This is a genomic window from Pelomonas sp. Root405 (assembly GCF_001425165.1).
GTDB lineage: Bacteria > Pseudomonadota > Gammaproteobacteria > Burkholderiales > Burkholderiaceae_C > Pelomonas.
Genome location: NZ_LMDU01000018.1, coordinates 80,660 through 93,183, shown reverse-complemented (window position 1 = coordinate 93,183; position 12,524 = coordinate 80,660). Strand labels below are relative to the sequence as shown.

The 12,524-nt window shown below is 68.5% G+C and carries 12 protein-coding genes and 1 pseudogene; 10 read left to right on the top strand and 3 right to left on the bottom strand.

What is annotated here, in order from left to right:
• Positions 1 to 32 precede the first annotated feature (32 nt).
• From ASC81_RS28320 to ASC81_RS25805, 3 genes are read left to right on the top strand one after another with little or no spacing between them, the layout of a single operon-like run.
• Entirely contained in the window at positions 33 to 509 is a 477-nt protein-coding gene (locus tag ASC81_RS28320) for a Spy/CpxP family protein refolding chaperone (RefSeq protein WP_056274199.1), read from the top strand.
• Positions 487 to 1,185 (top strand): response regulator transcription factor, encoded by a 699-nt coding sequence (locus ASC81_RS25810; protein ID WP_056274494.1) that lies wholly within the window; start codon positions 487 to 489, stop codon positions 1,183 to 1,185. Before ASC81_RS28320 ends, ASC81_RS25810 begins: the two co-directional genes overlap by 23 nt.
• Positions 1,182 to 2,258 (top strand): ATP-binding protein, encoded by a 1,077-nt coding sequence (locus ASC81_RS25805; RefSeq protein ID WP_056274196.1) that lies wholly within the window; start codon positions 1,182 to 1,184, stop codon positions 2,256 to 2,258. The genes ASC81_RS25810 and ASC81_RS25805 overlap by 4 nt, the downstream gene beginning before the upstream one ends.
• 24 nt (positions 2,259 to 2,282) lie before the next feature.
• Here the strand turns inward: ASC81_RS25805 and ASC81_RS25800 are convergent, their stop codons facing one another.
• From ASC81_RS25800 to ASC81_RS25790, 3 genes and pseudogenes are all read right to left on the bottom strand, one after another.
• Positions 2,283 to 3,260: a GMP reductase gene (locus tag ASC81_RS25800; protein ID WP_056274193.1), complete on the bottom strand. Its 978-nt coding sequence runs from the start codon at positions 3,258 to 3,260 to the stop codon at positions 2,283 to 2,285.
• Positions 3,261 to 3,788: 528 nt separating this feature from the next.
• Positions 3,789 to 4,391, bottom strand: a pseudogene (locus ASC81_RS28030) (NUDIX domain-containing protein); the annotation flags it as partial.
• Positions 4,392 to 4,425: 34 nt separating this feature from the next.
• Positions 4,426 to 5,736 carry a DUF3422 family protein gene (locus tag ASC81_RS25790; RefSeq protein ID WP_056274188.1) on the bottom strand — a complete coding sequence of 437 codons (1,311 nt, stop codon included), beginning with the start codon at positions 5,734 to 5,736 and terminating at the stop codon, positions 4,426 to 4,428.
• A gap of 91 nt (positions 5,737 to 5,827) precedes the next feature.
• Between ASC81_RS25790 and ASC81_RS25785 the strand changes: the two genes are divergently transcribed.
• The 7 genes from ASC81_RS25785 to ASC81_RS25755 all read left to right on the top strand — a co-directional run bounded on the left by ASC81_RS25785 (position 5,828) and on the right by ASC81_RS25755 (position 12,464).
• Positions 5,828 to 6,961, top strand: coding sequence for a beta-ketoacyl-ACP synthase III (locus tag ASC81_RS25785; protein ID WP_056274184.1), 1,134 nt, complete (start codon positions 5,828 to 5,830; stop codon positions 6,959 to 6,961).
• On the top strand, positions 6,961 to 8,394 hold the full coding sequence (gene sbcB, locus ASC81_RS25780; protein WP_056274183.1) for an exodeoxyribonuclease I: 1,434 nt from the start codon (positions 6,961 to 6,963) through the stop codon (positions 8,392 to 8,394). Before ASC81_RS25785 ends, sbcB begins: the two co-directional genes overlap by 1 nt.
• A 106-nt stretch (positions 8,395 to 8,500) precedes the next feature.
• Positions 8,501 to 9,433: a GGDEF domain-containing protein gene (locus tag ASC81_RS25775; RefSeq protein WP_056274181.1), complete on the top strand. Its 933-nt coding sequence runs from the start codon at positions 8,501 to 8,503 to the stop codon at positions 9,431 to 9,433.
• Positions 9,434 to 9,678: 245 nt separating this feature from the next.
• Positions 9,679 to 9,951: a hypothetical protein gene (locus ASC81_RS25770; RefSeq protein WP_056274178.1), complete on the top strand. Its 273-nt coding sequence runs from the start codon at positions 9,679 to 9,681 to the stop codon at positions 9,949 to 9,951.
• Between the two features lie 120 nt (positions 9,952 to 10,071).
• Complete coding sequence (locus ASC81_RS25765) at positions 10,072 to 10,935, top strand: hypothetical protein (protein ID WP_056274176.1); 864 nt, start codon at positions 10,072 to 10,074, stop codon at positions 10,933 to 10,935.
• A gap of 25 nt (positions 10,936 to 10,960) precedes the next feature.
• Positions 10,961 to 11,524 carry a sigma-70 family RNA polymerase sigma factor gene (locus tag ASC81_RS25760; RefSeq protein ID WP_056274173.1) on the top strand — a complete coding sequence of 188 codons (564 nt, stop codon included), beginning with the start codon at positions 10,961 to 10,963 and terminating at the stop codon, positions 11,522 to 11,524.
• Positions 11,517 to 12,464: an ankyrin repeat domain-containing protein gene (locus ASC81_RS25755; RefSeq protein WP_056274170.1), complete on the top strand. Its 948-nt coding sequence runs from the start codon at positions 11,517 to 11,519 to the stop codon at positions 12,462 to 12,464. Before ASC81_RS25760 ends, ASC81_RS25755 begins: the two co-directional genes overlap by 8 nt.
• The last annotated feature ends 60 nt before the right edge of the window (positions 12,465 to 12,524 follow it).

Below are 12,524 nucleotides of genomic sequence, written 5' to 3'. Positions count from 1 at the left end.
CACTGGGCTGAACAAGCCCGCGGAGCCTCCCCATGAACTTCTTTCGTCGCTGGCACGCCCACCATGAATTTCGCCATCACTTTGGGGACGGCCATCACGGCCATCATTTCAGCCGCCATGCTGACGGCTTCGCCCACCTGCTGCTGGCCCGAGTCGGCGCAAGGCTTGACCTGGACGACGCGCAGCGCCGCCGCTTTGCCGCCTGGGTCGAGCAGGTGCAGCAGCAGCGCGACGCGTTGACGGCGCTGGCTCGCGCACCGCAACTGGCCGCCCTGGTCGCGGGTGAGCAGTTTCAGCGCGAGCAGGCACAGCAGCTCCTGCATGCCAGGCTGGATGCAATGCGTGCCGCCGGACCCGATGTGATTGATGCCTTCGCCGAGTTCTTCGATTCGCTGGACGACGAGCAGCGCCAGGCGATGCGCTTCATGACCCAGCGCAGCGGGGCCGCCGGCGCCTCGCAGAGTGCCGGGCAGAATGGGCCGCGACATGCACCGACTGCTGCTGATTGACGATGACGAGGCGCTGGCCGGGCCGCTGACGCAATACCTGGCCCGCTTCGACTTCCAGCTCGAAGCCGTCACGCGGCCCAGCGCCGCGCTGACGCGCTTGGCCGCTGAGCGCTTCGACGCCCTCATCCTCGACGGCATGCTGCCCGAGATGGACGGCTTCCAGTTCTGCAAGCGTCTGCGTGGCGGCAATGACGCCTGGCGCGACATGCCCGTGCTGATGCTGACCGCGCGCGGCGACCTGACTGACCGGGTCGTCGGCCTCGAACTGGGCGCCGACGACTACCTGCCCAAGCCCTTCGAGCCGCGCGAACTGGCGGCGCGCCTGCAGACCATCCTGCGGCGCACCCGGCTGGTGGCGGCCGCTGCGCCTGCAACGAGCGGCAGGCTGAGTTTCGAGGGCCTGGAAATCGACCCGACCCGCCGCGAGGTGCTGGGCGCCAACGGCGCCATCGAGCTGACGGGTACCGAGTACGAGCTGTTGCTGATGCTGGCCCGGGAGCCCGGCCGGGTGTTCTCGCGCGATGACATCCTGAACCGGCTGCGCGGCCAGGAGGCCGAGCTGTTCACGCGTGCGGTCGACATCCTCGTCAGCCGGCTGCGGCGGAAGCTGGAACCGCTGGCGGCGCTGAAGACACTGCGCAATGCCGGCTACTGCTTCGCGCTGCCAGTCAGATGAAGCATCACCCGTATGACCACCGCTGGCGCGAGCATTGCGAGCGCAGGCAGAAGAAACGCGCCCAGCGCTTCAGCCGCGACCGCGCGTGGCGCTGGCGGGCGCATGAGCGCTGGCACCAGCGCTGGCATCGTCAGCGCGCGCAGTTCAAGCATTCGCTGGGCGCCCGCCTGATCGCCGTCTTTCTTGTGCTGGCCGTGGCCAGCAGCGTCATCCTGTGGGGGGCCATGGGCAACCCCTACGGCCTGCTGTGGGCGGTGCCGGCGGTGCTGCTGGTCACCGGCTGCGCCTTCGGCGCCATCCGCCACATGGTGGGCCCCCTGCATGCGCTGGCTGTTGGCGCCGAGGCCTTTGGCCGCGGCCAGTTCTCGCATCGCGTACCGGTCATCCATCGTGACGAGATCGGCGACCTAGCCACGCGCTTCAACCAGATGGCGGCCGACATCCAGGCCATGCTGGACGGCAAGCGCGCGCTGCTGCTGGCCATCAGCCACGAGTTGCGCAGCCCGCTGACCCGGGCACGTCTGCACGCCGAGATGGTCGGCGAAGGCGAGTCGCGCGATGCGCTGCTGGACGAGCTGGCGCAAATGCGCGACCTGATCACGGCGCTGCTGGAAAGCGAGCGCCTGGGCAGCGGACACAGCGCCCTGCAGCTCGTCGACTGCGATCTGGCGGAACTGGCCCGCGAGCAGGCGCAGCCGGGCGTGGTGCTGCACATCGAGGCCGATCTGCCGACCTTGAAGCTGGACCGGCTGCGCGTCCAGCTTCTGCTGCGCAACCTCGTCCACAACGCGTTGAGGCATAACGACTCAGCGCGTGGCGACGTGCAGGTCTCGCTCCGCCAAGAGGGAGGCGGCGTTCGCCTGTGCGTGCGCGACTTCGGCGCCGGTGTGCCGCCCGAAGCCCTGGCGCAACTTGGTCAGCCCTTTTACCGTCCCGATGCTGCTCGAAGCCGGCACGAGGGCGGTGTGGGCCTCGGGCTGTGCCTGTGCCGCCTGGTGGCCGAGGCGCATGGCAGCGGGCTGGCGCTGAGGAACGCCAGCCCGGGCTTCGAAGCGAGCGTGCGTTTTAGCTAGGGCAAGCTGCCGCTTCGCGGGCGGTCACATGAACAGATGTTCGCCGGCGTTTTCCCCGCCGAGGATCACGTAGTTGACCTTCTTCAGGTCGGCCAGCTGCGTGCCGCCCGAGTAGGAGATCGAGCTTTGAAGGTCCTCCTGCATCTCGCGCAGCGTGTCGCCGAACTTGCCCTTCACCGGCTCCAGGATGCGCTTGCCCTCAACGTGCCGGTACTCGCCCTTGTTGAAATCCGACGCCGAGCCGTAGTACTCCTTGTAGAGCTTGCCGTCGACCTCGACCGTCTGGCCAGGTGACTCCTCATGGCCGGCGAACAGCGAGCCGATCATGACCATGCTGGCACCGAAGCGCACGCTCTTGGCGATATCGCCGTGGTGGCGGATGCCGCCGTCGGCCACGATGGGCTTGGTGGCCACGCGCGAGCACCACTTCAGCGCCGACAGCTGCCAGCCGCCGGTGCCGAAGCCGGTCTTGAGGCGCGTGATGCAGACCTTGCCCGGGCCGACGCCGACCTTGGTCGCGTCGGCGCCCCAGTTCTCCAGGTCGATGACGCCCTCGGGCGTGCCGACATTGCCGGCGATGACGAAGGTCTCGGGCAGCTTCTGCTTGATGTGGCCAATCATGCGCTGCACGCTCTCGGCATGACCGTGGGCGATGTCGATGGTCAGGTAGTCGGCGCCGACGCCCTCGGCCGCAAGCCGGTCGACCAGCTCGAAATCGGCCGGCTTCACGCCCACACTCAGGGATACGAGCAGACCCTTGTAGCGCATGTCCTTGGCATAGGCCAGGCTGTCGAGGTCGAAGCGGTGCATCACGTAGAAGTAGCCCTCGCGGGCCAGCAGCTCGGTGATGGGCTCGTCCACGACCGTCTTCATGTTGGCCGGCACGACCGGCAGCTTGAAGCGGTGGGGGCCGAACTGCACCGAGGTGTCGCAGTCCGAGCGGCTTTCCACGCGGCAGCGGCGCGGCAGCAGCAGGATGTTGTCGTAGTCGAAGATTTCCATGTTCAAGATCGCAAGTTGCGGCGCGCGTTATTGCAGTGCGTGCCTGGGCTGCGAGCGCTTGACTGGCTCTGCCGGCTCCGTCGTCCGTTTTTGCAGCGGACAAAAAAAACCGGACGCCAAATTTGGGCCCGGTGATTGATTCTACGCAGGCCGCGCGACCAAGGACGCAATGCCGTAATGCACGGGCAGGCCGCAGGCCAAGGCAGCCTTGACCATCGCGTCGGCGCCGGCCGACTCGCCACCTATGCGCAGCAGCGCATCGCAGCGCTCCAGCACCGCCTGGGCGTGAGGATGGAAGAAGCGATCCCAGACCGCATCGCCGCGCCGGCCGCCGGCGGCCTCGATCAGCGGCAGCGTGACCCACTCGCCCAGCAGCGGCACATGGCCCAGTTCGGCCACCTGCACGGCGGCGTCCTGCATCGCCCGGACGTTCGCGGCGATGGCTTCTTCACGGTCGCCGGTGCCGCTGCGGTAGGGCCCGGCGATGAAGACCAGCGACGGACCCTGTCGCGCCGGCGGGCCGAAGACATGGCGCTCGGCCCAGCGCAGCAGCATGATGGTCTTGGCATCGACGATCACGCCGGCCTCGACCTGGCGCATGGCCTCATCGAAGCCCAGCTCGAAGCGGGCGATGTCCTCGCCTTCGTCGACAAGGCCGCCGCCTTCGCCAACGAGGTCGGTGTCGTCGTACTCGGCCGCGAAGAAATGCAGTTTCTCCGTCACCGAGCCGGGGCTCATGTAGGCCTCGAACAGCGCCTGCGGCTCGCGCAGATGCACGCCGGCCTCCTGCTCTGCCTCGGCGCGGATGCAGCTGACCGGGTCCGCCTCGTCCAGCAGTCCGGCGACCGTCTCCACCATCAGCTGCTGCCAGCCGTTGACGAAGACGGGGTAGCGGAACTGCCGCGTCAGCAGCACGCAGCGGCGCTGGCGCTGGTAGAGCAGGATGGTGGCGCCATTGCCACGGTCGTAGGTCTCGCGGTCCTGCGTCTGCCACTCGCCATTGCTGCGCAGGAAGTCGAAGCGGGTGGTCTTGAGCGTGTACCAGTTGTCGGACAGCAGCTTCACCTGCTGCACGCGCACACGCTCGGCCAGCGGCAGGTCGGTGATGCGGGATTCGGTGTCTGTCGGCATGGGTGGGTTGGGCGGTGTCACTGGCGCGGCTCCGTCAGTGCTGGTTGAAGATCTTGCGATGGATGCGCCGCGTGGTCTGCCAGACGGCCAGCAGCACGATGGGAATCGCCGCGCCGGCTGCCAGCTCGGGGTTGAACGGCAACCAGCCCTCGGCCTTCAGCGCCTTCGCACCATAGAGCAGCAGGCTGACGACGTAATAGGTGATGGCCGCCAGCGACAGGCCTTCGACGGTTGCCTGCATGCGCAGCTGGGTGCGCTGGCCTTCGCCGAGCTGGGTCAACAGCTGCTGGTTCTGCGCCTCGGTGGCGATGTCGACGCGCGTGCGCAGCAGGGCGCTGGCGCGTGAGATGCGCTGCGACAGCCCGGCCAGGCGTTGGGCCGTCGCGTTGACCGTGGCGATGGCCGGCGAGAGCCGGCGTTGCATGAATTCGCCCAGCGACTGCGTGCCCGCCACCTTGCCCTCGTGCAGCTCGGCGATGCGCTGATCGACGATCGCCTGGTAGGCCTGGGTCGCGGCAAAGCGGTATTGGTGCGAGGCCGTCGCGTGTTCTATGCGCGCGGCCGTGGAGATCAGGTCGTCCAGCAGCTCGCCTTCCGAGGCACCGCGCTGCTCCAGCCGCGCGGTGATGTTGGCCAGCGTGGCCTCCACCTCGGCCAGCGTCGCGCCCAGCGATTTGGCCGCGGGCAGGCCGCGCAATGCCATCAGCCGGTAGGTTTCCAGCTCCAGCAGGCGCTGGCAGATGCGGCCGGCGCGGGTCTCGGGCGTGCCAGGCTCGGCCAGCACGACGATGTGCTCGAAGCCGGTGGCGCGCAGGCAGAAGTCGGTCACCACCAGGGAGTGCCCGCCCATGGTCGACGCGACGACGGCATGCGCGCCGAACCAGGCGCGCGCTTCGGCCAATGCGCTGGGCGCGAAGGTCAGCGGCCGCTCGATCATGACGAGCTTGATGGCCGCAAAGGTGCGCCCCGGGATGCGGCCCAGCCAGTCGCTGGCCACGCGCAGCGTCAGCGCGTCCAGCGTCTGCGCGCTGGGCTCGGCATCGGCGGGCAGGGGCTGCACTACCGCGTAGCGCGTGAACTCTGCATGCCGCTCCCACTTCAGCGAGAACTCGCCGCAGCGCAGGCGCAGGAAGTTGGCATTCAACGCATCGGCCGCCAGGGCGTGCTGGCCGGGCAGGCGCTGCAGGTGGGCATGCTCGTCGGCCCGGCTGACACCGTCGTTCAGCACGGCGACGTGGACGATGACGGCCGGCAGCCGGATGCGCGCCGGCGGCCGGGCATGCACCTCGTTGTGCAAGGCCAGACGCAAAGCATCGTCGGGAGGTAGCAGGCTGTCTTCGTTCATGGCCCCAGGCTAGTGCGTAGAGAGGGCGGCAAGCCGTCTCGATAAACTTTCAGGCTTCGTACTTCATCAGGCGGCGGCTTCCGTCTTCAATATGCAAGCTTCATTCCCGGCCGTGGTCATCAGCGGCACCGGCCTGTACCGCCCGCCCCATGTCATCACCAATGCCGAGCTGGTCGAGGCGTTCAACGCCTATGCCGACCTGCAGAACGCCGAGCACGCCGAGGCCATAGCCGCCGGTGAGCGCACCGCGCTGACGCATTCCAGCGTCGAGTTCATCGAGAAGGCCTCAGGCATCAAGCAGCGCTATGTCATCGACAAGGCCGGCGTGCTGGACCCGACGCGCATGTACCCGCGCTTCACGCCGCGCGGCGACGACCAGATCTCGCTGATGGCCGAGATCGCCGCCGACGCCGCCCGCAAGGCGCTCGAACAGGCCGGCAAGACCGGCGCCGACATCGACGCCGTGCTGTGCTCCAGCGCCAACATGCAGCGCGCCTACCCCGCGATGGCGGTCGAGATCCAGCAGGCGCTGGGCGCCGGCGGCTATGGCTTCGACATGAACGTGGCCTGCTCGTCGGCCACCTTCGCGCTGGAGCAGGCGGTCAACGCGGTGCGCTCGGGCGCGAGCAAATGCGTGCTGGTCGTCAACCCCGAGATCACGTCCGCCCACCTGGAATGGCGCGACCGCGATTGCCATTTCATCTTTGGCGACGTCTGCACGGCCGTCATCATCGAGCGTGCCGAGACCGCGACCGGCGCCGATCAGTGGGAGATCCTCGGCACCCAGCTCGCCACGCAGTTCAGCAGCAACATCCGCAACAACTTCGGCTTCATGAACCGCGCCGAGGACCGTGACCCGAGCGACCGCGACCTGACCTTCTACCAAGAGGGCCGAAAGGTCTTCAAGGAAGTCGTGCCCATGGCCGCCGCCCACATCGAGGCCCACCTCGGCAAGCTCGGTCTGGCGCCGGCACAGATGCGCCGCTACTGGCTGCACCAGGCCAACCAGGGCATGAATCAGCTCGTCATCAAGAAGCTGGTCGGCGCCGACGCCGGCAGCGATGTCGCGCCGCTGATCCTGGACGAATACGCCAACACCGCCTCGGCGGGCTCCATCATCGCTTTCCACCAGCACCGCGCCGACCTGGCCGCAGGCGATACGGGCGTCATCTGCTCGTTCGGCGCGGGTTACTCCATCGGCAGCGTCGTGGTGAAAAAGCGCTGATGAGCGACCTGACCTTCTTCTGGCACGACTACGAAACGTTCGGTCGCGTGCCGCGGCGCGACCGCCCGGCCCAGTTCGCCGGCCTGCGCACCGATGCCGAGCTCAACGAGATCGGCGAGCCGCTGATGCTGTTTTGCCAGCCCGCGCCCGACTACCTGCCCGATCCCGAGTCCTGCCTGCTGACCGGCATCCTGCCCCAGCACTGCCTGCAGCACGGCGTGCCGGAACATGAGTTCGCCGCCGCCATCGAGACCGTGCTGGCGCTGCCGGGCACGGTCGGCGTGGGCTACAACTCCATTCGCTTCGACGACGAGGTCACGCGCCACCTGTTCTGGCGCAACCTCATCGATCCCTATGGCCGTGAATGGCAGAACGCCTGCGGCCGCTGGGACCTGCTGGATGTCGTGCGCTGCGCCTACGCGCTGCGGCCCGAGGGCATCGTGTGGCCCAAGCACGAGGACGGCCGCCCCAGCTTCAAGCTTGAACACCTGACCCTCGCCAACGGCGTCGCCCACGAGGCGGCGCACGATGCGCTGTCGGACGTGCGGGCCACCGTGGCCCTGGCGCGCAAGTTGCGCCAGGCTCAGCCCAAGCTGTGGGACTTCTGCGTCAAGCTGCGCGGCAAGCAGGCGGTGTGGGACGAGATCGGGATCGGAAAGCCGTTCCTTCACATCTCCGGCATGTACGGCCCCGAGCGCGGCTGCATCGCCGTGGTCTGGCCACTGGCGCCGCACCCGACGAACAAGAACGAACTGATCGTCTGGGACTGCTCGGTCTCGCCGGAAGAGCTGCTGTCGCTGAACGCCGCCGCCATCCGCGAGCGCATGTTCAGCAAGCAGGACGCTCTGCCGGAAGGCGTGACCCGGCTGCCGATCAAGACCATCCACGTCAACAAGAGCCCCATCGTCATCGGCAACCTGAAGACGCTGCAGCCTGCGATGGCCGAGCGCTGGGGCCATGACATCGAGGCCCAGCTCGTCCACGCGCGGCTGTTGGCCGAGAAAGGCCGGTTGTTGGACGGCCTCTGGGCCGATGTGTTCCAGCGCGAGCCGTTCGAGGCGGCCGATGTGGACGAAGACCTCTACGGCGGCTTCATCGGCAACGAAGACCGTCGCGCGCTCAATCGCGTGCGCACCACGCCGCCGGAGCAGCTCGCCGAGCGCGCCGCCCAGGGCAAGCTGGCCTTCCAGGACGGCCGGCTGGACGAGCTGGTGTTCCGCTGGCGCGCCCGCAACTTCCCGACCACGCTCTCCATCGAAGAGGCCGAGCGCTGGCAGGCTCACATGGCCGCGCGGCTGCATGAAGGCGAGGGCGGCGCTCAAACGCTGGCGGCGTTCATGGAGCGCATCGACCAGCTTGGCGAGGCGGCCGATGAGCGCGGCGAGGAGATCCTTTCGGCGCTGTACGACTACGCCGAGCAGATCGCGCCTTGATGCCGCGCGGCAGCGATGCGTGGCGTCTGACAGCGTGATCAGCGTCATGGCCGAAAGCCGGCAGTCCTGCGATAGTCGGGCCTAGAAGATCGACCCGGAGACTCCCATGAGCAGCGCCGCCCCCGACCGTCAAGTGGACCCCACCGCCGCCCGGCTGCGTGCCTTGCTGGTACGCGCACCCACCGCCGTCGCCTTTGTCGCCGGCCAGCGTTTCGAAGTCGTCAGCGAGGAGTTCAATCACCTATTCGGCTTTGGCGACGACAGTGATCTGTCCGGCCAGGGCACGCGGGCTGTCCACACGACCGACATGGCGCACACCGCTTTCAGCGAACGCGCCGCCGCCGCCTTTGCGGCCGGCCGCCCGCTGGACGAAGAGATCGAGTACGTCAAGCGCGACGGCCACCGGTTCTGGGGCCGGCTGCAGGCGACGCCGGTGCACTGGGAAGCGCCGGCGGGCGAGGCCTTGTGGATCGTCGAGGACGTCACGGCCGCACGCGCCCAACGCCTGCAGCCCACCTGGACGGCCAAGCACGACAGCGTCACCGAACTGGCCAACCGTCGCGAGTTCGAGCGGCGCCTGGGCGAGCATGTGGGGAGCCGCCGCGGCGACCCGGTGTCGGTGCTGTGGCTGGACGTGGACAGGTTTGGCGACGTCATCAAGGACATGGGCACCGAGGTAGGCGACCATTTCCTGTATGGCCTGGGGCAGATGCTGATCAGCAAGGTGAGGGCATCGGACCTGGTCGCGCGGCTGGAGGATGACCATTTCGCCATCCTGCTGCCCGACTGCGACCAGCACTACGCCCAGATCATTGCCGAGAAGGTTCGCTCCGCCGTGGCCGGCTATCGGCTGCGCTGGGGTTTGCACCGCACGCGGGTCAAGGCGTCGCTGGGCGTCGTGCAGATCCACTCGACCCTGACGACGGTGGACGCCGTGCTGGGCGCTGGTGCGCTGGCTTGCACCGAGGCCAAGGCGGCGGGTGGCGACAGCGTGCGGGTCTTCGTCTCAGCCGGCGGTTTCGAGGAACTGGCGGGCTGATCGGCGGCCCCTCGTCCAAGGCGTACCTTGGCCGGTCCCCCGAGGGGACGGCGATGCCTGCGGTGTTGAGCCGCTCGCACATCGCCAGGCGAGCCGGCTTGGGAGCGGCCCAGCGCTCGGCCCGGAACAACTGCACGCTCGGCGCCGCGGCGGTCCCCGGAAATGCGGGGTTTTTTGCCGAATGTTCTAAAGTTCGCTCCACCCCGGCCGATGTAGCGGTCAGAGCGCTTGAAAGCTGAATCCCGATGAACGTCGCTATGTCCACCGCCCTGTCCGGCATTTCTGCCGCGAACGAGCGCCTGCGTGCCTCGGCGTCCAACATCGCCAACCTGGCGGCCGGCAACCAGTCGCGCCCCAGCGTCGAGCCGACGAATGTCGACAAGATCCCCCAGCGCGAGATCAACCCGGCCAACGAAGTCGTGGAGCAGCAGTCCGCTGCCTACGCCTTTGTCGCCAACCTGAAGGTGCTGCAGACGCAGATCAACACGACGGGCGCGTTGCTGGACATCAAGGCCTGAGCGGCCCGCCACCAACGACACAAGCGGCCTCGGGCCGCTTTTTCTTTGTCTGCCAACTTTGTTCACCCCGTTGGCGGTGCCGCTCCGTACAAGCAGAGGTCCCCACCCCAAGGATTCGCCATGAGTTCGCTGCATCGCCCGCGCCGCCGTATCGCCTTGCTCCAACTGGCAGCGTTGACGGGCCTCGCCGGCCTGCACGCCAGCTGCGCCGCCGTCGTGTCACCGCCGCTGCTGGACATGCAGCTCATCGACCGCGACAGCGGCGCTGCGCTGGCACGCTACGCCAGCCGAGGCCGGCAGTTCAGTCCGGGCGCGCCCGGCGCGCGCTATGCCATCCGGCTTAGCAATCGCAGCGCGGAGCGGGTGCTGGTGGTGCTGGCGGTGGACGGCGTCAATGCGATTACCGGCGATACGGCGGCATGGAGCCAGTCGGGCTATGTGCTGGACGCGGGCGAGAGTCATGACATCACCGGTTGGCGCAAGAGCGACAACCACATCGCGACCTTCGAGTTCACGTCGCTGGCCGACTCCTATGCCGCACGCACCGGGCGGCCGGCCCACGTGGGAGTGGTCGGCGCGGCGGTGTTCCGGGAGTTGGTGGTCGCTGCGCCGGCCCTGCAGAATTCCGTGGCCCCGCCCGCCGCTGCAGCGCCCAGCCTCTTGAGCCGGCTGAACAGTGCCGCGGCCGATGCCGCCCAGGCCGCGCCAGCGCGCGAAAACGCGGGGCGTGCCGAGGCCGAGCGCTCGGCGAGCGCCAAGCTCGGCACCGGTCATGGCGCGTCGGAGTGGTCGCCCATCCGGCACACCGGCTTCAAGCGCCGCACCAGCCGGCCCGAGCAACTGCTGGAGATCCACTACGACAGCCAGGCCAATCTGATCGCCGCGGGCGTCATGCCGAGGTCGTTCGCCACGTCGCCTGGACTGCCACACGCCTTTCCCAACAGCAGCGCTGGCTATGTGCCGGACCCGCCGGCGCGTTGGTGAGGGCGGGGCGTAGCATCCGCGCCGCATGGCCGAGAGTGAACCCGCCGATGAAGTGCTCATCGCCAGCTATCTGCGCGGCGACGTGCGGGCGTTCGACCGGCTCTATCGCCGGCACGACCGCAGGACTTTCGCGTTCGTCCGCCAGATGCTGCATCCCACGGACCGCGCCACGGTGGAGGACCTGCACCAGGAAGGCTGGCTGGCCGTGGCAGCCAAGGCCGGGAGCTTTGCGCCGACCAAGGCCAGGTTCTCGACCTGGCTCTACACCGTGCTGCGCAACCGGGTGCTGGACCATTGGCGGGCCCACCCGAAAGCTGGAGACGACGAGACCGACATGGATCAACTGGCTTCACCTGCGGCGGGGCCCGAGCAACGTCTGGTCGACAAGCGTCTGGTGCAGGCCGTGGAACGCGGCTTGCTGGGCTTGTCGGTCGAGCAGCGCGAAACCTTCCTGCTTTTCACCGTGGTCGAACTCAGCCTGACCGAGATTGCCGACGTGACCCAGGCCCACCCCGAAACCGCCAAGACCCGGCTGCGCTATGCGCGCGAGGCGCTACGGCATCGTCTGCGTGAGTGGTGCGATGGCTGAGTTCGATCCCATTCCGCCCAAGGACGCGGATGAGGCCGCGTACGCCCAAGCCCTGCTCGACGACGACGCGAGCCGCGCGCATCGCCGCGCTCGGCTGATGGCGGCGCTGCCTCGGCCGGAGGTGGCCGCAACGGTGCTGGTCTCCGACAACAGCCTCGCCTGGCGGTGGCGCCCCTATGCGCTAGGCGTGCTGATGACGGGACTGCTGGTGGCGGCCGTGCTGGTCTTGAAGGGGCACAACGCCGAGCCGCGACAGGAAGCCGATCCGCGGCTGGCGGCCGCCCAGCCCGCGTCGACCGCCGCCGTGGTGGCTCAAGCCGACCCGGTGGTCGCGCCGCCGCCGGCGCCCGCTGCCGAAGCGCCCCGGGCGGTGGCCAAGGGCAGCCCGGCCAAGCCAAGTGCCGTGCAACCCGCGCCCGTGATCGTCGCCGATGCAGCTTTGCCGCATGCGCAGCGAGAGATTGAGGCGAGCGCCGCCGCCGGGGCCGAAGCTGATGCGCGGCCGGCCGCGCCGGTGATCGCTGCGGCGTCAGCCGAGGCGTCCCACCAAGCCGCAACCTTGGCGCGGTCCGGTGCGCTTTCAAACAGAATCGCCGCCCAGCGAAGCTCGGCGCCTCACATCGTGCAGAGCCTGGCCGCTTCAGACGCTGCGGCATCGACGAAGGCCATCACGTCAGCCAATGCCTTGCTGCTGGCGGCAGTCCAACGCGCCGATCTGTCAACGGCACGCTCCGCCCTGCAGGTGGGCGCCTCGGTCCACCGGCGCGATGCGCAGGGTCACACGATGCTGATGCTGGCCGCGCGCAGTGGCTCACGTGCGATGGTGGACTTGCTGTTGTCCGCCGGCGCCCGCCAAAACGACCGCGATCCTCAGGGCTGGACGGCCGCCGAGCATGCGCTGGCGCAAGGGCACAGCGACCTGATCGACGCGTTGCGCTGAGCGCTGCGAAGGCAACAAAAAGCCCGCCGGGCTTGCGCGCGGCGGGCTGGCTTGAAGCCC

Coding starts and splice junctions, on each gene's coding strand:
- ASC81_RS28320 (WP_056274199.1), top strand. CDS start 33: ATGAACTTCTTTCGTCGCTGGCACGCCCACCATGAATTTCGCCATCAC.
- ASC81_RS25810 (WP_056274494.1), top strand. CDS start 487: ATGCACCGACTGCTGCTGATTGACGATGACGAGGCGCTGGCCGGGCCG.
- ASC81_RS25805 (WP_056274196.1), top strand. CDS start 1,182: ATGAAGCATCACCCGTATGACCACCGCTGGCGCGAGCATTGCGAGCGC.
- ASC81_RS25800 (WP_056274193.1), bottom strand. CDS start 3,260: ATGGAAATCTTCGACTACGACAACATCCTGCTGCTGCCGCGCCGCTGC.
- ASC81_RS25790 (WP_056274188.1), bottom strand. CDS start 5,736: ATGAACGAAGACAGCCTGCTACCTCCCGACGATGCTTTGCGTCTGGCC.
- ASC81_RS25785 (WP_056274184.1), top strand. CDS start 5,828: ATGCAAGCTTCATTCCCGGCCGTGGTCATCAGCGGCACCGGCCTGTAC.
- sbcB (WP_056274183.1), top strand. CDS start 6,961: ATGAGCGACCTGACCTTCTTCTGGCACGACTACGAAACGTTCGGTCGC.
- ASC81_RS25775 (WP_056274181.1), top strand. CDS start 8,501: ATGAGCAGCGCCGCCCCCGACCGTCAAGTGGACCCCACCGCCGCCCGG.
- ASC81_RS25770 (WP_056274178.1), top strand. CDS start 9,679: ATGAACGTCGCTATGTCCACCGCCCTGTCCGGCATTTCTGCCGCGAAC.
- ASC81_RS25765 (WP_056274176.1), top strand. CDS start 10,072: ATGAGTTCGCTGCATCGCCCGCGCCGCCGTATCGCCTTGCTCCAACTG.
- ASC81_RS25760 (WP_056274173.1), top strand. CDS start 10,961: ATGGCCGAGAGTGAACCCGCCGATGAAGTGCTCATCGCCAGCTATCTG.
- ASC81_RS25755 (WP_056274170.1), top strand. CDS start 11,517: ATGGCTGAGTTCGATCCCATTCCGCCCAAGGACGCGGATGAGGCCGCG.